The sequence below is a fragment of the Anoxybacillus flavithermus genome, from assembly GCF_002742685.1.
GTDB classification, from domain to species: Bacteria; Bacillota; Bacilli; order Bacillales; family Anoxybacillaceae; genus Anoxybacillus; species Anoxybacillus flavithermus_E.
The window spans coordinates 15,285-35,170 of sequence record NZ_PEDM01000014.1; the positions used below are offsets into that span (position 1 = coordinate 15,285).

Below are 19,886 nucleotides of genomic sequence, written 5' to 3' on the forward strand. Positions count from 1 at the left end.
CGATGAAAGATTTTACAAACGCCATAATGTACTATACAATAGGGCAATAGAAGTATGATGGAGGTGCGGGGTTGTGGCGAGAAAGAAAAATAAAGTCATTCCACTCTTGCCGTTAAGAGGATTACTTGTGTTTCCGACGACAGTATTACACCTAGATGTTGGACGTGAAAAATCCGTACAAGCGTTAGAAAAAGCGATGGTTGAAGAAAATCTCGTGTTATTAACATCGCAAAAAGATGTACAAATTGATGATCCAGAACTTGAAGATGTATACGAAATGGGAACGATTGCACGTGTGAAGCAATTGTTAAAGCTACCGAACGGAACGTTTCGTGTGCTCGTTGAAGGGGTCTCGCGCGGAAAAGTAGTGAAGTGGATAAGCGAAGAGACGTGCTACGTTGTTCAAGTTGAACCGTTCGCCGATCAAGAAAAAGAAGATATTGAATTTGAGGCGTTACGTCGCACGATGCTGGAGTATTTTGAGCAATACATAAAACTGTCGAAAAAATTGTCTGCAGATATTTATACGTCTGTGATGGACATTCAGCAAGCAGGGCGAATGGCGGATATTATCGCTTCCCATTTGCCGTTAAAGCTTGAAGAAAAACAAAAATTGCTTGAAGCGATTGATGTGAAAGAACGCGTTCATCAAATTATTCAAATTCTTCATAACGAAAAAGAAATTTTACATTTAGAAAAACGAATTAGCCAGCGCGTCAAACAATCGATGGAGCGCACCCAAAAAGAATATTATTTGCGCGAACAGATGAAGGCGATTCAAAAAGAACTTGGTGAAAAAGAAGGAAAGGCAAGCGAAATCGAGGTGTTGCGTGAAAAAATTGAGCAAGCAGGCATGCCAGAGCATGTGAAAGCTACGGCGTTAAAAGAACTAGAACGCTATGAAAAAGTGCCTGCTGCTTCGGCAGAAAGCGGGGTCATTCGCAACTATTTGGATTGGTTGCTTGCATTGCCATGGACGAAACAAACAGAAGATATTCACGATATTCATCGGGCAGAAAAAATTTTAAACGAAGAGCATTACGGACTTGAAACGGTAAAAGAGCGCGTGTTGGAATATTTAGCTGTTCAACAATTAACAAATTCGTTACGCGGACCGATTCTTTGTTTAGTTGGGCCACCGGGTGTTGGGAAAACATCGCTTGCTCGTTCGATTGCAAAAACGTTAAACCGACATTTCGTTCGCATTTCGCTCGGTGGGGTGCGAGATGAATCAGAAATTCGTGGTCATCGCCGCACGTACGTCGGTGCTTTGCCAGGTCGTATTATTCAAGGAATGAAAAAAGCAGGAACGATTAACCCTGTATTTTTGCTCGATGAAATTGATAAAATGTCAACCGATTTTCGCGGTGATCCGTCTGCTGCACTATTGGAAGTGTTAGATCCAGAACAAAACCATTCGTTTAGCGATCATTATATTGAGGAGCCATATGACTTATCTAAAGTCATGTTTATTGCAACAGCGAATACGCTCGCGACAATTCCGCGTCCGTTGCTCGACCGAATGGAAGTCATCACGATTCCAAGCTATACAGAAATTGAAAAGTTGCATATCGCAAAAGAACATTTATTACCGAAACAAATGGAAGCACACGGCTTGCAAAAGCGTATGCTTCACATGCGCGATGAGGCGATTATGCAAGTGATTCGCTATTATACACGGGAAGCAGGTGTGCGCAACTTAGAGCGCCAACTTGCATCGATTTGTCGCAAAGCCGCAAAAACGATCGTGTCAGAAGGACGAAAGCGCATCGTAGTCACAGAAAAAAATGTAAGTGAATTTTTAGGAAAACCGAAATATCATTACGGGCAGGCAGAGAACGAAGATCAAGTCGGAGTAGCAACGGGCCTTGCTTATACGGCAGCTGGCGGAGATACACTAGCGATCGAGGTGTCAATTGCCCAAGGAAAAGGAAAACTGACGTTGACGGGTCAATTAGGCGATGTGATGAAAGAATCTGCTCAGGCAGCATTTACATACATTCGCTCAAAAGCAAAAGAACTTGGCATTGATCCAGAGTTTCATGAAAAACTAGACATTCACATTCACGTGCCAGAAGGAGCGGTACCAAAAGACGGTCCATCGGCAGGGATTACGATGGCGACAGCACTTATTTCTGCATTGACAGGAAAACCAGTCAGTCGCTTCGTCGGCATGACAGGAGAAATTACGTTGCGCGGTCGTGTACTTGCGATTGGTGGTGTGAAAGAAAAAGTGTTAAGCGCCCATCGTGCGGGGTTAAAGAAAGTTATTTTACCGAAAGAAAACGAAAAAGATTTAGAAGATATTCCAGAGGTCGTAAAAAAACAATTGCAGTTTGTTCTCGTTTCACATATTGATGATGTACTTGAACATGCTTTGGTAGGTGGAGAAAAATGAAAATTACAAACGTAGAAATGGTCATTAGCGCTGTGAAGCAAGAACAATATCCAGCAGGCCAGCTCCCAGAGTTTGCGCTTGCTGGGCGCTCAAATGTCGGGAAATCATCATTTATTAACAAAATGATTAACCGAAAAAATTTTGCGCGCACATCATCTAAACCGGGAAAAACACAAACATTAAACTTTTATCGAATTAATGATGCGTTATACTTTGTCGACGTACCGGGATATGGATTTGCGAAAGTATCAAAAACCGAACGTGAAGCGTGGGGAAAAATGATTGAAACGTATTTTACGACGCGCGAACAATTGAAAGCGGCATTGTTGATCGTTGATTTGCGTCATCCCCCGACGAAAGATGATGTGATGATGTATGAGTTTTTAAAGCATTACAACATTCCAACGCTCGTCATTGCGACGAAAGCGGATAAAATTCCGCGCGGAAAGTGGCAACAACATGCGAAAGTCGCCAAAGAAACATTGCGTCTTATTTCAGATGACGAACTGATTATTTTTTCGGCTGAAACAGGACAAGGGAAAGATGAAGCATGGGGTGCGTTACAAAAATGGATATAAATAAAAAATGTGGGTGAGTGACCCACATTTTTGTATATTTACCCCTTTTTTACGAACAATAAGTACAATCCAAGCAAAACGAATGCGATCGGCCAAATGTGAATGAGTGAATCAAACGTTACGGATGTAAATACTTGTTGAAGCCGATGTGAAAATAAAAAAATAATGGATAGCGTAAATAATAAAACGGTAGGAAGCAATGCTTGCTTTGTTTTTACATATTGTAACAACAATCCGAGGGCGATAATGAACGTCAATGCGCTTATATCATCTGGCCACGCTGAAAGGTGCGAAGCGAGATGAAAATGAACGCCAATTCCTGTGAACACAACACCGGATAAAATAGCGGAGTAGTCTTTTCCGATGTACGCTTGACCTAAAAAAGCGATTCCAGTAATGAACAACAACGTTGGCCACGTATGGAAAGATGGAAAAAGTGAAAATCGCTCAAGTAAAAAATACATCCCAAAACCGATTAAAATGATGCCAGAAAAAATACCACGTTTTTTCATTGAAAATCCCCCAATTCCATGCGACACTTAAAACAGCATCTGTTCCTAGTTTACTAAATGGACAGCATTTAAGAAAGATCGAAAGTTGTCAAATTGTATTCACAGTTTATAAGGAAAAAACAATATAGACGTGCTATAATGAAATGAGATGACTTTAAACTTCGGGGTGATGGGAAATGTATGTCGTCGTTGTCAGCGTGAACTATCGTACAGCCCCTGTCGAAATTCGTGAGAAATTGACGTTTAATCAAACGGAACTTGCTGAAGCGATGAAAGCGCTACAAAAGCAAAAAAGTATGTTAGAAAACGTCATCGTATCGACGTGTAACCGCACAGAAATTTATGCGGTTGTTGATCAATTGAACACAGGGCGTTATTATATAAAAACATTTTTAGCGGATTGGTTTGGCCTTGATAAAGAACAAATCGCTCCGTATTTACGCATTTATGAAGAACGTGAGGCGATTGAACATTTGTTCCGCGTTGCTTGCGGTCTTGATTCGATGATTTTAGGTGAAACGCAAATTCTTGGGCAAGTGCGCACAAGTTTTCTTTTAGCGCAACAAGAAAACACAATAGGCACGGTGTTTAAACAACTATTCAAACAAGCGATTACATTAGCGAAGCGTGCCCATGCGGAAACAGAAATCGGCGCCAATGCCGTATCTGTCAGCTATGCAGCGGTGGAACTGGCGAAAAAAATTTTTGGTGATTTAAAAAATAAACATGTGCTTATATTAGGTGCTGGAAAAATGGGAGAATTGGCGCTACAAAACTTGTACGGAAGCGGCGTCAAACGCGTGACAGTTGTGAATCGCACGTTTGAAAAAGCGCAACAACTTGCAGAACGATTTAACGGGGATGCTAAGCCGTTATCCCAATTGCAATGTGCGCTGTTAGAAGCGGATATTTTAATTAGTTCGACGGGCGCAAAGCAATACGTCATCACAAAAGAAACGATGGCAGTGATTGAAAAAATGCGCAAAGGTCGTCCATTTTTTATGATTGATATTGCTGTACCACGCGATTTAGACCCGGCGCTTGCTGAATTAGATAGCGTCTTTTTATACGACATTGACGACTTGCAAGATATTGTTGAAGCGAACTTGGCGGAGCGAAAAAAGGCAGCGGAGCAAATTGAGCGCATGATTGCTGAGGAAATGGACGAGTTTCAACAATGGCTGCATATGCTTGGTGTCGTTCCTATTATTGCAGCTTTGCGTGAGAAGGCGATGCTCATTCAAGAAGAAACGATGAAAAGTTTAGAACGAAAATTGCCACATTTATCAGAACGAGATAAAAAAGTATTAAACAAACATACAAAAAGCATCGTCAATCAATTGTTGCGCGATCCGATTTTGCGCGCAAAAGAATTGGCTGCAGAGGACAATGCAGAAGAAGCGCTTCAGTTGTTTATGAAAATTTTCAATATTGAACAACAAGTGAAACAGCAACAAAAAGAGATGAGCTGTGTTCACGAGCGAGCAACAGAACCATCTTTTCAATCGTAAGGAAGGTCATATATGTTTGATATGACGAGATGGTACGAACTCTCGCTTCTTTTACATGCATCGTCCGTTTTATTTTATTTTATCGACTTTCTTCACCACAACCGGAAGGCAAATCGCATTGCTTTCGGGTTGCTTTCTGTTGTTTGGGGGATGCAAACGTTTTTCTTTTTCGCGAGAATGGTCGAGACAGGAAGATTTCCTGTTTTAACGCTTGCGGAGGGGCTGTCGTTTTACGCGTGGCTACTTATCACGTTGTCGCTTGCGATTAACGGATGGCTACGCGTTGACTTTCTCGTCTTTTTCACAAACGTATTAGCGTTTTTTATTCTTTCATTGCATACGTTCGCACCGACGCCGTACACTGTTGGCATCGCGGAGCAATTGATGTCTGAACTGTTGTTTATCCATATTACGATGGCCATTTTATCGTACGGGGCGTTTTCGATTTCATTTATGTTTTCGCTTTTATACTTGCTTCAATACGAGTTATTGAAGAAAAAAAAATGGGGGAAGCGGTTATGGCGGCTTGGCGATTTAGCGAAGCTTGACGATCTTTCCTATGTGTTAAACGGTGTCGGTGTGCCGGTATTATTATTAAGTTTAATTTTAGGTATTGTTTGGGCATACATGAAAGTAGATCATTTCGTTTTATATGACGCAAAAGTACTCGGTTCGTTTACTGTATTTGCAACATACAGTTTTTATTTATATAAGCGAGCTGTCAAAGGAATACAAGGAAAAGAAATGGCGCTTTGGAATATCGGATCGTTTCTAATTTTGCTTATTAATTTCTTTTTGTTTGGCACTTTATCACAATTTCACTTTTAGCGACTGTTGGAGGAAGCATGATGAGAAAAATTATTGTTGGTTCGCGCCGAAGTAAGTTAGCGCTAACTCAAACGAATTGGGTCATTGAACAACTGAAACAACTTGGTGCCCCGTTTGAATTTGAAGTAAAAGAAATTGTCACAAAAGGTGATCAAATTTTACATGTGACGTTATCGAAAGTCGGAGGTAAAGGGCTGTTTGTAAAAGAAATTGAACAGGCGATGTTAGACGGAGAAATTGATTTTGCCGTTCATAGTATGAAAGACATGCCTGCTATTTTGCCTGACGGATTAATGATTGGATGTGTACCGAAGCGTGAAGATCATCGCGATGTGCTTATTTCAAAAGGACATGTTCCGTTTGAACAATTACGAAGTGGAGCGATTGTTGGAACGAGCAGTTTACGCCGCTCGGCACAACTGTTAGCCGTTCGCCCAGACTTGACAATCCAATGGATTCGCGGCAACATTGATACTCGTTTAGCAAAGCTACAAACAGATGAGTACGATGCGATTATATTGGCAGCTGCTGGATTGCATCGCATGGGCTGGGCGAAAGAAGTAGTGACACAATATTTACCGACCGACATATGTGTCCCAGCCGTTGGACAAGGAGCATTGGCTATTGAATGTCGAGAAGATGATGCAGAGTTATTGCACTGGTTAAACAAGTTGACTGACGAGCAGACAGAACGCGCTGTTCGTGCAGAACGCGCATTTTTACAGCGCATTGAAGGTGGTTGCCAAGTTCCTGTGGCTGGGTATGCGTACGTTGATGGGGAGATCGTCGTCCTTACAGCGCTTGTTGCGACGCCGAATGGAACAGAAGTGTTAAAAGAAGTTGTGCGAGGAACAGAACCAGAAGAAGTAGGCATGGAAGCGGCACAGCGATTAATCGAACGAGGAGCGAAACAGCTCATTGAACGTGTGTTAAAGGAGCTGGGGTAAATGCTTCGGGGGAAACGGGTGCTTGTGACGCGCGAGAAAGCGCAAGCAAAAGCGTTATCGCAAACGTTAGAACGATACGGTGCAATTCCTGTGGAACTGCCGTTAATTCGCATCGTACGAGCGGAACAGACGAATCAGGAATTGTTGCATAAGTGGCATACGTTTGATTGGATCGTATTTACGAGTCAAAACGGCGTCAAATACTTTTTCGAGCACATTGGCGAAATGAAGCCGCCAACGTGGCCAAAAGTGGCGGTGGTAGGAGAAAAAACAGCAAAAGCATTGCAAAAACGAAACGTCGTTGTTGATTTGATTCCAAATGAGTTTGTGGCTGAAAGTTTGGCCGAAGCGTTAAAGCCGTTGCTTTCAGCGAATGCGCGCGTTTTGCTTGTGAAAGGAAACTTAGCGCGCGACACGTTGCGCGAGCAATTAAGCAACATAGCGAACGTGACCGATTGGATTGTATACGAAACGACATACAACGAAGAAGCAAAACCACAACTCATTCATTTTCTTCAGCAACGAATGATTGATGCGATCACGTTTACAAGCTCATCGACGGTACATAGTTTTGCACAAGCGATCGCAAGGGAAAACGTTGACTTGTCTTTCGTCACAATCGCATGTATCGGTCCGATTACCAAACAAACTGCACTTCAGCTTGGACTTCCTGTTCACGTTTGTCCACATACATATACAATCGACGAGATGGTTGAACAACTTCATCAATATTTTACAAGGAGTGAATAATATGCAATTTGCACGTCATCGACGTTTGCGCCAAACGGCCAATTTGCGAGCTATGGTACGTGAAACACATCTCCATACGGAAGATTTCATTTATCCGATTTTTGTCATCGAAGGAGAAAAAATAAAAAATGAAGTGCCATCCATGCCTGGTGTGTATCAGCAGTCGCTCGATTATGCGCTTGAAGATGTGCGCGAAGCTGTTGACTTAGGCATTCGTTCCATTATCGTGTTTGGTGTACCAAATGAAAAAAATGACATCGCTTCGCAAGCATATTGTGAGCACGGCATCGTTCAACATGCTATTCGTGCGATAAAGGATGCGTTTCCTGAACTTGTTGTTATTGCTGATACGTGCTTATGCCATTATACAAGCCATGGCCATTGTGGTATCGTAGAAAACGGGACGATTATTAATGACGATACGCTCGAATTGTTAGCGAAAACAGCAGTAAGTCAAGCGAAAGCCGGAGCGGACATCATCGCACCGTCCAATATGATGGATGGGTTTGTCACAGCGATTCGGCAAGCGTTAGATGAAGAAGGATTTACATATGTCCCGATTATGTCTTATGCGGTCAAATATGCTTCTGCATTTTACGGACCGTTTCGTGATGCCGCGCATAGCGCACCACAATTCGGGGATCGTAAAACGTACCAAATGGATCCTGCCAATCGTCTAGAAGCGTTTCGTGAAGCGCAAGCAGATGTGGACCAAGGAGCCGACTTTTTAATGGTGAAACCGGCACTGTCTTATTTAGACATTATTCGCGACTTGAAAAACCATTTCCATTTGCCGATCGTCGCTTACAACGTGAGCGGGGAATATGCGATGGTGAAAGCAGCGGCACAAAACGGTTGGATCGATGAAAAAGCAGTTGTACTTGAAATGTTAACGAGCATGAAGCGAGCCGGAGCGGACTTAATTTTAACGTATTTTGCGAAAGATGTTGCTCGTTGGCTAAAGGGGGAAAAGTGATGCGTAGCTATGAACGTTCCAAAGCGGCATATGCTGAAGCAGTGAAACTGATGCCTGGTGGGGTAAATAGCCCGGTGCGCGCATTTAAATCGGTGAAAATGGATCCGATTTTTATGGCGCGAGGAAAAGGATCAAAAATTTACGACATTGATGGAAACGAATATATTGATTACGTTTTATCGTGGGGACCGCTTATTTTAGGTCATGCGAACGACCAAGTAGTCGAGGCGTTAAAACGAGTAGCAGAAACAGGAACAAGTTTCGGGGCCCCAACGTTAATCGAAAATGAACTCGCTAAACTTGTGATGGAGCGCATGCCGTCCATTGAAATCATTCGCATGGTTAGCTCAGGAACGGAAGCGACGATGAGCGCTCTTCGTTTAGCGCGGGGGTATACAGGACGAAATAAAATTGTGAAATTTGAAGGGTGTTATCATGGACATGGTGATTCGCTTTTAATTAAAGCCGGATCAGGTGTCGCGACGCTCGGCTTGCCAGATAGCCCGGGAGTGCCAGAAACGATTGCTCAACATACGATTACCGTCCCGTACAACGACTTACAAAGCGTACGTTATGCGTTTGAAAAGTTTGGAGAAGATATCGCAGCTGTCATTGTAGAACCTGTCGCTGGAAACATGGGAGTTGTTCCACCAGAGCCTGGTTTCTTACAAGGATTGCGCGATGTGACGAACGAATACGGTGCACTTCTTATTTTTGATGAAGTGATGACGGGTTTCCGTGTAGACTATTATAGCGGTCAAGGATATTACGGTGTCACTCCTGATTTAACATGTCTTGGAAAAGTCATCGGTGGTGGACTACCAGTTGGCGCATACGGTGGTCGTGCCGATGTTATGGAGAAAATTGCGCCAAGCGGTCCAATTTATCAAGCGGGCACGTTATCGGGAAATCCGATGGCGATGACAGCAGGTTATGAAACGTTGCGTCAATTGACGCCAGAGACATACGAAACGTTCAAGAAAAAAGCGAATCGGTTAGCGGAAGGACTAAGCGAAGCGGCAAAAGCGTATGGCATTCCACATACAATTAACCAAGCGGGCTCGATGATCGGCATTTTCTTTACGAATGAGCGTGTCATCAATTACGAAACAGCGAAAACATCCGATTTAGACTTGTTTGCTCGCTATTATCAAGAAATGGCGAACGAAGGCATTTTCTTGCCACCATCGCAGTTTGAAGGCATGTTTTTATCGACTGCACATACCGATGAAGACATTGAAAAAACCATTGAAGCAGCACGCCGTGCGTTTGCGAAAATGAGCGATTGCCTATAAGGCGTCGCTTTTTTTATGCATACTTCTTTTTTCCTTCTCATACTCATAGTAATGTGAAATGACTTGGACGTTGAAGGAGAGATGAGCATGTTGCGTTTTTCAATTGAAGAAGCGATTGCCTTTCGACGTGAACATCACGTTGATCAATTATTATCCATTTCGCTACAGCCGACGATTACGATTGAGGAACAAGAAGATTATGTGTATATTCGCGGTGTGCTAGAGTTATCAGGAGAATATACGAAACGAGAAGAAGATGGAGAGGACGATCAACCGTTTGAAGCGGTTCGCTATGTGGAACATGTACGTATAAATGATGAACAAATTGGTGAATTTTTGCATCAATTCCCGATCGACGTCACTGTACCGAAAGAGCGAATTGATGACATTGAACAAGTATATGTAATGATTGAATCGTTCGATTATGATTTAAGGCAGCATGAATTACGTTTAATTGCAGAAGTAGCGATTCACGGCATTCAAATGGATCATGATCGCGAAGATGACGAATGGGAGGCGTACAACGTAGACGATTTCGAGCCGTTTGAAGCTGTTGCTCGGGAAGAAGTATATCAACAGGAAGAAACAGAAGAAGAACAAGGGAGTATCGTCAACGTTCCGAAATTTTATATGTTTCATGAAGAAAGCGAACAAGTAGAAGAACCGTCTTTTCAACATGAGCAAGTAGAAGATGACGGTGAAGTCGAACGGGCGGAAGAACAAAAAGAAGAAAAACAATCGTTTCAACTTGAAATGAAAGGGAGAGATACAAACGAAAAACGAAATGAAAACGCCTTATACTTAACAAAGCTATTCGGCAAAAATGAAGAACAGGCGTTTGCTCGTTTGAAAATTTGTATCGTCCAACAAGGAGATTCGTTGGACAAGATTGCCGAGCGCTATGATGTATCTGTCCAACAGTTGTTGCGTACAAACCATTTGGAGAGCGGTGCGGATATACACGAAGGACAGTTGTTATACATTCCAACGCCAAGTAAAGTATAAAAGGGCGGCATGGTAATGAAAACGGTACAAAAACAGAATGGTGTTGAAAAATGGAAAACAATAAAAGGAACATATGCCCTTAAACGAATGAAATCTTTGGCACATTGGCAGGCGATTGAGCAAGCTTATCGCTTACGCATACCGCTTGCCATTCCGATTTATGAAACGAAACAAAGAGATGGCCAATGGTACTATATCATGCCGTGGTTAAAAGAAAAAACGAATCCAGCGGCATCGTTTTTCCATGATTTGGCCCGATGGCATAAACATTCGATAAAAGACATTGAAACGACGGAAGCGGAAATTGAGCGGTATTATGAGGAACGAAAACATTCTCTTGAACAGGCGAAAAAAACGCTCACTCACTATATCGAAACATGCGAAAAACAATGGTATATGTCTCCGTTTCAACTACAATGTTGCACGCATTTTCCTGACGTTATCCGCGCCATTTCGTTTTCTGAACATACATTAAATGAATGGCGCGAGCGCATGCGAGAAAAAAAGACGGTGCGCATTTGCTATATTCATGGTCGACCATCATTTCAACATTATGTCGAACGGAATGATGGCACATCGTATTTTATTAGTTTTGAACGAGCACGTTGGGCACCACCGTTTCATGATTTGCTTTTCTTTTTCCGTCAATATTTGCATACGTATCCGATTGTATGTGATGAAGCAGTACAATGGCTCTCACAGTATGAACAAACATTGTCGCTTGAAGAAGATGAACGGTTATTATTTTTTCATTTACTTGTTGATCCACATCGGTTTGTTGATCTCATTCATCGGTACGAACAACAGCGACATCATCGACAAATGACAGCTGCTTGGCAACGGGCATATTGGCAAATGAAAAACATCGAATATGTCATCGGAAAGTGGGGAGAAAAGGAAACAAATCAAATCCAATCGTAATGTAAGGCGAATGAAAGAAAAATAAAAATAGCGAGTAAAATAACGTCGATTGTTGTTGGAAATAAAATGGTGCGAATCGCTTGAACAACGGTAATCGGAATGATGCATTGTTCAGCAATAAAGCGAAGTTTTCTTAACCACGGTGGCCAAGCGTACGGATTGTAACGTTTACGCATATGCTCACTTCCTTTTCAAATAGTTAGCTCCACATGTTGGAGCTTTTCTTTTTATCATATGTATAAAGAAGTGAAAATGTGGCAAACCTTATTGACGATTCATATGATTTTTATATAGTATTATGTATGAATAGAAAAAAGCGAAGAAAGGGAAGAGTACGGCGTAACCCGCCTGGCAGAGAGGGAAATCAATAGCTGCGAGATTTCCTAGGTTTGTGGTCGTCGGAAGGTCGCCCTAGAGCTGCTTCTTTGAACGAAAGTAGGAGAAGCCGGTGCATCGCCGTTATCGATTTGAGTGCTTAAGCGTCGCTTAAGAAAAAAGGTGGTACCGCGAAAGAGTCTCCTTTCGTCCTTTTCGGATGAAAGGAGTTTTTTATTTTAGTGAAGGAGGGATTTTTATGTTACCGCCGAAGTACGACCACCGTACTGTTGAGGCAAACCGTTATGAATGGTGGTTAAAAGGAAAGTTTTTCGAAGCAACAAGTGACGAAAGGAAGAAACCATTTACGATCGTCATTCCACCACCAAACGTGACAGGGAAACTTCATTTAGGACATGCGTGGGATACGACGTTGCAAGATATCATTACGCGCATGAAGCGCATGCAAGGATATGACGTCTTATGGCTTCCGGGCATGGACCATGCGGGTATTGCTACGCAAGCAAAAGTAGAAGAAAAGCTCCGCAACGAAGGAAAAACACGCTACGATTTAGGGCGTGAAAAATTTGTCGAAGAGACGTGGAAATGGAAAGAAGAATATGCAGGTCACATTCGTTCTCAATGGGCGAAGCTTGGGCTTGGGCTCGATTATACGCGGGAGCGCTTTACGCTTGATGAAGGGTTATCAAAAGCGGTGCGCGAAGTATTTGTATCGTTATATAAAAAGGGACTTATTTATCGTGGCGAGTACATTATTAACTGGGATCCAGTAACAAAAACAGCATTATCGGACATTGAAGTCGTATATAAAGATGTGCAAGGTGCTCTATATCATATGCGCTATCCGCTTGCAGATGGCTCAGGCTATATCGAAGTGGCAACGACTCGTCCAGAAACGATGCTTGGCGATACAGCCGTTGCCGTTCATCCAGAAGATGAGCGTTACAAACATCTTATCGGAAAAACAGTCATTTTACCGATCGTTGGTCGTGAAATTCCGATTATTGGTGATGAGTATGTCGATATGTCGTTCGGTTCCGGAGCGGTGAAAATTACGCCAGCACACGATCCAAACGACTTTGAAATCGGAAACCGTCATCACTTGCCACGCATTCTTGTCATGAACGAAGACGGTACGATGAACGATAACGCTCTTCAATATAAGGGGCTCGACCGCTTCGAATGTCGCAAACAAATTGTGAAAGATTTACAAGAAAAAGGCGTGCTATTTAAAATCGAAGAACATATGCATGCAGTCGGTCATAGTGAGCGGAGCGGTGCCGTCGTTGAACCGTATTTATCGACGCAATGGTTTGTGAAAATGAAGCCGCTTGCTGAAGCTGCGATTGAACTACAAAAAACAGAAGGAAAAGTGAATTTCGTCCCAGAGCGATTTGAAAAAACGTATTTACATTGGATGGAAAACATCCGCGATTGGTGCATTTCTCGCCAACTTTGGTGGGGACATCGCATTCCAGCATGGTATCATAAAGAAACGGGCGAAGTGTATGTAGATCATGAGCCACCAGCAGACATTGAAAATTGGGAACAAGATCCAGATGTATTAGATACGTGGTTTAGCTCTGCGCTTTGGCCGTTTTCAACAATGGGGTGGCCAGATGAAACATCGGCAGACTATAACCGTTATTACCCAACAGATGTGCTTGTTACAGGCTATGACATCATTTTTTTCTGGGTATCGCGCATGATTTTCCAAGCGCTTGAATTTACAGGAAAACGTCCGTTTAAAGATGTTCTCATTCACGGACTAGTGCGCGATGCGCAAGGACGAAAAATGAGTAAGTCGCTTGGCAACGGCGTCGATCCGATGGATGTCATTGATCAGTACGGTGCCGATTCGCTTCGTTACTTTTTAGCGACAGGAAGCGCACCTGGTCAAGACTTGCGCTTTAGCACAGAAAAAGTTGAAGCGACATGGAACTTCGTCAATAAAATTTGGAACGCTTCTCGTTTTGCGCTTATGAACATGGAAGGATTTACGTACGAGGGCATCGACTTATATGGCGAAAAATCGGTTGCTGATCATTGGATTTTAACACGCTTAAACGAAACGATTGAGACGGTGACAAAACTCGCAGATAAATACGAGTTTGGTGAAGTCGGTCGGGTGTTATATAACTTCATTTGGGATGACTTATGCGATTGGTATATTGAGATGGCGAAGTTACCGTTATACGGCGACGATGAACAAGCGAAGAAAACGACGCGCTCTGTTCTTGCTTATGTGCTTGATCAAACGATGCGTCTCCTTCATCCGTTTATGCCGTTTGTAACCGAAGAAATTTGGCAACAACTTCCGCATGAAGGAGAGTCGATTACAGTTGCTCCGTGGCCGCAAGTTCGTCCTGAACTAAGCAATCATAAAGCTGCTGAGCAAATGCGTTTGCTTGTTGATATTATTCGCGCAGTGCGTAACATTCGCGCTGAAGTGAATACGCCGTTAAGCAAGTCAATTACGTTGCACATTAAAGCAAAAGACGAGCAAATTGCGAATACCCTTCAGAAAAACCGCTCATATATCGAGCGTTTCTGCAATCCGAGTGAACTTGTGATTGGCACAGCGATTCCAACGGTCGAGAAAGCGATGACTGCAGTTGTGACAGGCGCAGAACTAAGCTTGCCGCTTGAAGGACTAATCAACATAGAAGAAGAAGTGAAACGTCTCGAAAAAGAATTGCAAAAACTTGATCAAGAAGTCGAGCGTGTGCAAAAGAAATTAAGTAACGAAGGCTTTTTAGCGAAAGCGCCAGCGCACGTTGTCGAAGAGGAACGAAAAAAAGAGCGCGACTACATCGAAAAACGTGAAGCGGTCCGCGCCCGTCTTGCACAATTAAAGCAATAGTTTTATGATGAAGACGAATCCATTTCGGATTCGTCTTTCACTTTAGTAGAAGGGGGATTTTTCATGGTTTGTACATATAAAGAAGCAGTTGAATGGATTCATGGACGGTTAAAGTTAGGGGTCAAACCAGGATTAAGACGAATGGAATGGATGATGGAAAAGCTCGATCATCCAGAGCGTCGCATCAAAGCGATTCATGTCGGTGGGACGAACGGAAAAGGATCAACCGTTTGCTTTTTACGTCATATATTACAAGAAGCAGGGTATCGTGTCGGAACGTTTACATCGCCGTACGTTGAACAATTTAATGAACGCATTAGTATAAACGGGCAGCCGATTAGCGATATTGATCTGATCAAACTTGTGCAAGTCATTCAACCTTTGGCAGAAGAGTTAGAACAGACGGAATTAGGTGGTCCGACTGAATTTGAAGTCATTACGGCTATGGCGCTTTATTACTTTGGAAAAGTGAACGTACAAGACGTCGTCATTTTTGAAGTAGGACTTGGTGGTCGCTTAGATTCGACGAACGTCATTTATCCGCTCTTATCGGTGATTACAAATGTCGGTTACGATCATATACATATATTAGGGAATACACTTGAACAAATCGCATTTGAAAAAGCGGGAATTATAAAAGCAGGGATCCCTGTTGTAACTGCGATCGACCAGCCTGAAGCTGTACGGGTCGTAGAGGAAAAAGCGGCATCTGTACGTTCGAAAGTATATGCGCTCGGTCGCGATTTTACCGTTTTCGCTCATGAACCGACGAGCGATGGGGAACGTTTTTCATTACAAACACCGTTTACGACATATCATGATGTCACGACGGCGATGTTTGGCGGGCATCAAGTGAAAAACGCAGCACTTGCGCTAATGGCGGCTGATTATTTACGCATTTATTATTCGTTTTTAATTGAGCGAGAACATATGTATAACGGCGTTCGGAAAGCCGAGTGGCTCGGACGATTTGAAAAGATGAACGATCGCCCACTTATTATTATTGATGGGGCGCATAACGAAGAAGGAATCGATAGCCTCGTGGCGACAATGAACGCTCATTATCCGAACCATCGTGTGCATGTCCTTTTTACAGCGTTAGGCGATAAACCGGTCACAGCGATGATTCGAAAACTAGAAACGATTGCACATACGCTGACGTTTACAACATTTGATTTTCCACGCGCTCTTTCCGCCGAACAACTAGCCGAACAAGCGACACATCCAAACGTTCAATGCACGAACGATTGGAAACAATGGCTAAAAGAAAAGCGCACACAAGTGGAAAAAGACGACATCATTTTAATTACAGGTTCGCTTTATTTCATCTCAAACGTACGAAATTTTATAAAAAATAAATATAAATAATGGCAAGATTACTGGTATAATAGATAAAAAATAGGACTTTTGAAAGGGGGAGAGGTAGGTGAAAAGAGCTGTTTCGATGTTTCTTGTGCTGCTTTTGTGGTCATCGTTCTTCTTTCCTGCTGTCAACAGCAAAGCAGCAAGCAATAAGCAGACAGGCGAGAAATATGAAATATTAGAGATTGTCAGCCATGCTTCATCAGGTTCATCTTTGACTACAAACTATTTAAACAACACAAAGGATCTTAATATTACAACAATGACGATGAAACGATTTGTCGCTTTGCGCGATGAATTAGACGGTAAATATGATGCAATTGTTATTTCACAAGGTGATTATAATCCTCAAACTATAGGCGGATCAGATGATGCACCGACTGCGAGTGCTAGTCAAAGAGATCAACAGCACGATACAAAGAACGTACTAAATGACATTACGAACTTAAAAGCCAAGCAAATAAAAGATTTTTATATCGAAAAAGGACTCCCTGTATTTATTTATAAAAAGGATGGTAGCAACGAAAACGCATTGCGGTATACAAATAGCAAATTATATAAAAACTTTTCTCCGTATTTAACAAATAAAAAAGATAACGTCATTTTCTTCAATGATAAACTTCAAGATGATTTTGCGAGGTTTGGACTAAACGGTTCACTCGAAAGTTATAAAACACGTCCACGCTTTTTCTTAACATCCGCTCCTTCGAGTGAGCAAGTGATGAGAAAAGGAGATACGCTTTCGTTTACGTACAATATCATCAATTACCAACATTTCAAAAATAAGCTGTTAACAGTTAACCTATACATTGACTCTGATTTTAACGACAAATATACGAGCGAAGAAATTGTCGCGTCAAAACAAGTACAAGGAGCAACAGGAACGATTTCGTACACGCTTCCAGCAGGTTATTCTGGTCCGCGTTATTGGAAAGTAGAAATTGTTGATGAAACAAGTGCATTAAAAGATTATGACAAAGGATTTGTAAAGTTCCGAGATGCAGTTCCAGAAATTAACGTTCTTCAAATTATGAACGTAAGTGGTGATGCTAGTTCGCTTTTGAAAGAGACGAATATGAAGCAACGATACTTACAAACAGATGATTATAAAATTTCTATAAAAACGACGATGTTGACAGATTTTCAAAAAAGTATACAAACATTGTTGCAAGAAAGAAAAGATCCGAGCGTTTCTCACGAGGCAATTAACGGATTGTACAACATGCTTATTTTTGGTTTTGGCGACTCATATACACGCGGAGGAAATGGAAGTGCTGCTGTTACTGATTTAAACGACAATGCAATTAATTCGGTTCTCCGCTTTATTGAAACAGGACAGAGCGTGATGTTCACGCATGATACGTTTTTCCGACATGATGATAAAACGAATAAATGGGTGACACAATTTGGTGATATTGTCGGACAAATTGTACCAAAAACAAACTTAGGGAGATCAGGAATTAACCAAACGGAAAAAACAGTAAAAGTAAACAGTGGGCTCATGACTGATTACCCTTTTGCATTAGATGATAGTATAGCAGTTGCGACTACCCATAACCAATACTACACATTAAACTTAGAAGATGAGTCAATTATCCCTTGGTATAACTTAGAAAGTAAAGACAGTGCTACGTATAAAAGAGATATTTATGACAGCTGGAATCACTACTATACGTATTCCAAAGGAAATGTCACTTATTCTGGAACGGGTCATACGATTGGTTTTCCAGACGAAGAACAAAAGCTATTCGTCAATACAATGTATCGTGCGTTTTTCGGTTCGAACCATGCACCGCAATTGACGGTCATTACGCCGCAAGAAAACGAAAAAATTCCGAGCAATCAGCCAATTGAACTATCATATAAAGTGGAAGATTTAGATTTAGTCGACCGAACGTTTTCTACGAAAGTGTGGATAAACGATCAAGAAGTGTACGCACAAAACGATGTGCCAAATGGCACGACGATTATTCAGTCGCTTCCGCACAATATGCCAAACGGTGGAACAGCGAAAATAAAAATTGAAGCAACCGACGCAAGGGGAGCGAAAGTAACGAAAGAATTTCAAGTGATTATTGAAAAAGTATCGGCAAACATGGAAGTGAGTCGAACGATTTCAAAAACGCTCGCTCCAGTCGATGAATCGATTGCGATACAGTATACAATCACACCAAAACCATTATCGTTATTGACGAATACGTTGTTAAAAGTCACAAACGTTGCATTTGAAGAAAAATTGCCGGCAGGCATTGAAGTCGTCTCTTTACCGAGTGGATTTACAAAACAAGGAACAATTACAGAAGGATATACAATTAAAGGGGTATTGCCAGACATTTCGTTTATCAAATCAGGAACGACGTATATCGCTGAACCACAAACGTTCGCGATTCAAGTGAAACCAACAAAAAAAGGAACGTTTTCGTTATCGCAAGCAAAACTGACGTATAAAGATGTAAATACGCAAGTTGTCCATTTAGCATTTAATGCTGTATCGTTTGTTTCCGATTATAAAATTACAGATGTGACATTACCAAGCACTATTTTCGTGAACCGCGGCGTGCCGAAAAATGCGCGGTTATTGTTAAACGTCTTGCCGCAAGAAGCAACGATCGCTTCAGTAGAGTGGAGCGAAAATAGCAATGGACAAATCATTTCTATTGACCAAAATGGTGTCATTACGGCAATACAAGAAGGAACTGCACAAGTGACAGCAAAAGTAAAAGATATATTCGGTAACGTAAAAACAACAACGATGACAGTCATCGTACGCATTCCAGTCGATTCGATCACAATAAACGACTTTACCGTTCACGTCGGTGAAACCATTTCAATTCCGATTACCGTATCACCAGCAGATGCGAAAAAAGCTATATCTTATTCACTAGGAAATAGTTTTTATGCGGAAGTGAATGGAACAAACGGAACGATTACCGGATTAAAAGAAGGGGTTACAACGTTAACTGTTCAAGCATTTAACAGAAACGATGAACTCATTCAAAGAACGGTTACTGTCACCGTTCAAGCGATCCCAGTTACTGCGGTTGTCGTATCGCCAACAGTTGTCAATATAAATATCGGTGAAACAGCTGCTCTCACAGCAACGGTTGCACCAAACAATGCAACGTATAAAACAATTGAATGGCGCTCATCCAATCCGAATATCGCTTCTGTCGATGAAAACGGTCGCGTCACAGGATTAAGCACAGGGCAAGTGACGATTACGGCGCAAGCCCATAACGGTGTCGTTGGTACAGCGATCGTTCACGTTGGCTCGCCGCTGACGGGGATTTCGCTTCCATCCACATTAGTTGTACAAAAAGGAAAAACGATCAATGTATTACCGTATATTGCGCCAATTCCAGCAAATGCGACGACAAAAATTGTGAGCCGTTCATTTACGATCGAAAACAGCTATTATGCCGTTGTTGATCAAAATGGAGAGGTGACTGCGAAACGTCTCGGTGAAACGCCGTTAACGGTAAAATTGATTGATGAAAACGGGAAAACGTGGACGGCATCAACGATCATTCGCGTCGTTGAACATGCGACAGATCCAACGAAAGGCGGAAATAAAGACGGCTGGTTGTACTAACGAAGGATGTGA

Annotated in this window: 15 protein-coding genes and 1 other annotated feature; of the genes, 13 read left to right on the top strand and 2 right to left on the bottom strand. The window is 42.1% G+C overall.

Annotated features, from left to right (window positions below; genetic code table 11):
• Positions 1–73 precede the first annotated feature (73 nt).
• Complete coding sequence (gene lon, locus CS060_RS07925) at positions 74–2,398, top strand: endopeptidase La (RefSeq protein ID WP_035050637.1); 2,325 nt, start codon at positions 74–76, stop codon at positions 2,396–2,398.
• Positions 2,395–2,976, top strand: a complete 582-nt coding sequence (gene yihA / locus CS060_RS07930) for a ribosome biogenesis GTP-binding protein YihA/YsxC (RefSeq protein ID WP_035050636.1) — start codon at positions 2,395–2,397, stop codon at positions 2,974–2,976. The genes lon and yihA overlap by 4 nt, the downstream gene beginning before the upstream one ends.
• A 38-nt stretch (positions 2,977–3,014) precedes the next feature.
• Here yihA and CS060_RS07935 read toward each other — a convergent pair whose 3' ends face one another.
• A complete protein-coding gene (locus tag CS060_RS07935; protein ID WP_099668857.1) occupies positions 3,015–3,488 on the bottom strand; it encodes a LiaI-LiaF-like domain-containing protein in 474 nt (157 codons plus the stop codon).
• Positions 3,489–3,664: 176 nt separating this feature from the next.
• Here CS060_RS07935 and hemA point away from each other — a divergent pair, with 176 nt between their 5' ends.
• The 8 genes from hemA to CS060_RS07975 all read left to right on the top strand — a co-directional run bounded on the left by hemA (position 3,665) and on the right by CS060_RS07975 (position 11,721).
• Positions 3,665–4,999 carry a glutamyl-tRNA reductase gene (hemA, locus tag CS060_RS07940; RefSeq protein ID WP_035050757.1) on the top strand — a complete coding sequence of 445 codons (1,335 nt, stop codon included), beginning with the start codon at positions 3,665–3,667 and terminating at the stop codon, positions 4,997–4,999.
• A gap of 12 nt (positions 5,000–5,011) precedes the next feature.
• Positions 5,012–5,827, top strand: coding sequence for a cytochrome C assembly family protein (locus CS060_RS07945; protein WP_035050756.1), 816 nt, complete (start codon positions 5,012–5,014; stop codon positions 5,825–5,827).
• Between the two features lie 20 nt (positions 5,828–5,847).
• Positions 5,848–6,774 carry a hydroxymethylbilane synthase gene (hemC, locus tag CS060_RS07950; RefSeq protein ID WP_035050755.1) on the top strand — a complete coding sequence of 309 codons (927 nt, stop codon included), beginning with the start codon at positions 5,848–5,850 and terminating at the stop codon, positions 6,772–6,774.
• Complete coding sequence (locus CS060_RS07955; RefSeq protein WP_035050754.1) at positions 6,775–7,524, top strand: uroporphyrinogen-III synthase; 750 nt, start codon at positions 6,775–6,777, stop codon at positions 7,522–7,524.
• Positions 7,517–8,500, top strand: a complete 984-nt coding sequence (hemB, locus tag CS060_RS07960) for a porphobilinogen synthase (protein ID WP_099668858.1) — start codon at positions 7,517–7,519, stop codon at positions 8,498–8,500. Before CS060_RS07955 ends, hemB begins: the two co-directional genes overlap by 8 nt.
• Positions 8,500–9,795, top strand: a complete 1,296-nt coding sequence (gene hemL, locus CS060_RS07965) for a glutamate-1-semialdehyde 2,1-aminomutase (RefSeq protein WP_099668859.1) — start codon at positions 8,500–8,502, stop codon at positions 9,793–9,795. Before hemB ends, hemL begins: the two co-directional genes overlap by 1 nt.
• 87 nt (positions 9,796–9,882) lie before the next feature.
• Complete coding sequence (locus tag CS060_RS07970) at positions 9,883–10,800, top strand: LysM peptidoglycan-binding domain-containing protein (RefSeq protein ID WP_035049077.1); 918 nt, start codon at positions 9,883–9,885, stop codon at positions 10,798–10,800.
• 15 nt (positions 10,801–10,815) lie between these two features.
• Positions 10,816–11,721, top strand: a complete 906-nt coding sequence (locus tag CS060_RS07975; protein ID WP_257211129.1) for a protein kinase family protein — start codon at positions 10,816–10,818, stop codon at positions 11,719–11,721.
• On the opposite strand, the gene CS060_RS07980 is transcribed toward CS060_RS07975, so the two are convergent.
• Positions 11,706–11,897: a YszA family small membrane protein gene (locus CS060_RS07980; RefSeq protein ID WP_009361757.1), complete on the bottom strand. Its 192-nt coding sequence runs from the start codon at positions 11,895–11,897 to the stop codon at positions 11,706–11,708. The two genes, CS060_RS07975 and CS060_RS07980, sit on opposite strands and share 16 nt — an antisense overlap.
• A 134-nt stretch (positions 11,898–12,031) precedes the next feature.
• Positions 12,032–12,254, top strand: a binding site (T-box leader).
• Positions 12,255–12,295: 41 nt separating this feature from the next.
• Between CS060_RS07980 and CS060_RS07985 the strand changes: the two genes are divergently transcribed.
• The 3 genes from CS060_RS07985 (at position 12,296) to CS060_RS07995 (ending at position 19,874) form a co-directional block, all read left to right on the top strand.
• Complete coding sequence (locus CS060_RS07985; RefSeq protein WP_035049079.1) at positions 12,296–14,920, top strand: valine--tRNA ligase; 2,625 nt, start codon at positions 12,296–12,298, stop codon at positions 14,918–14,920.
• Between the two features lie 63 nt (positions 14,921–14,983).
• The gene (locus CS060_RS07990; RefSeq protein WP_035049080.1) at positions 14,984–16,288 is read left to right on the top strand and encodes a bifunctional folylpolyglutamate synthase/dihydrofolate synthase; all 1,305 of its coding nucleotides are present in this window, start codon (positions 14,984–14,986) and stop codon (positions 16,286–16,288) included.
• 58 nt (positions 16,289–16,346) lie between these two features.
• On the top strand, positions 16,347–19,874 hold the full coding sequence (locus CS060_RS07995) for an Ig-like domain-containing protein (RefSeq protein ID WP_099668861.1): 3,528 nt from the start codon (positions 16,347–16,349) through the stop codon (positions 19,872–19,874).
• Positions 19,875–19,886 lie beyond the last annotated feature (12 nt).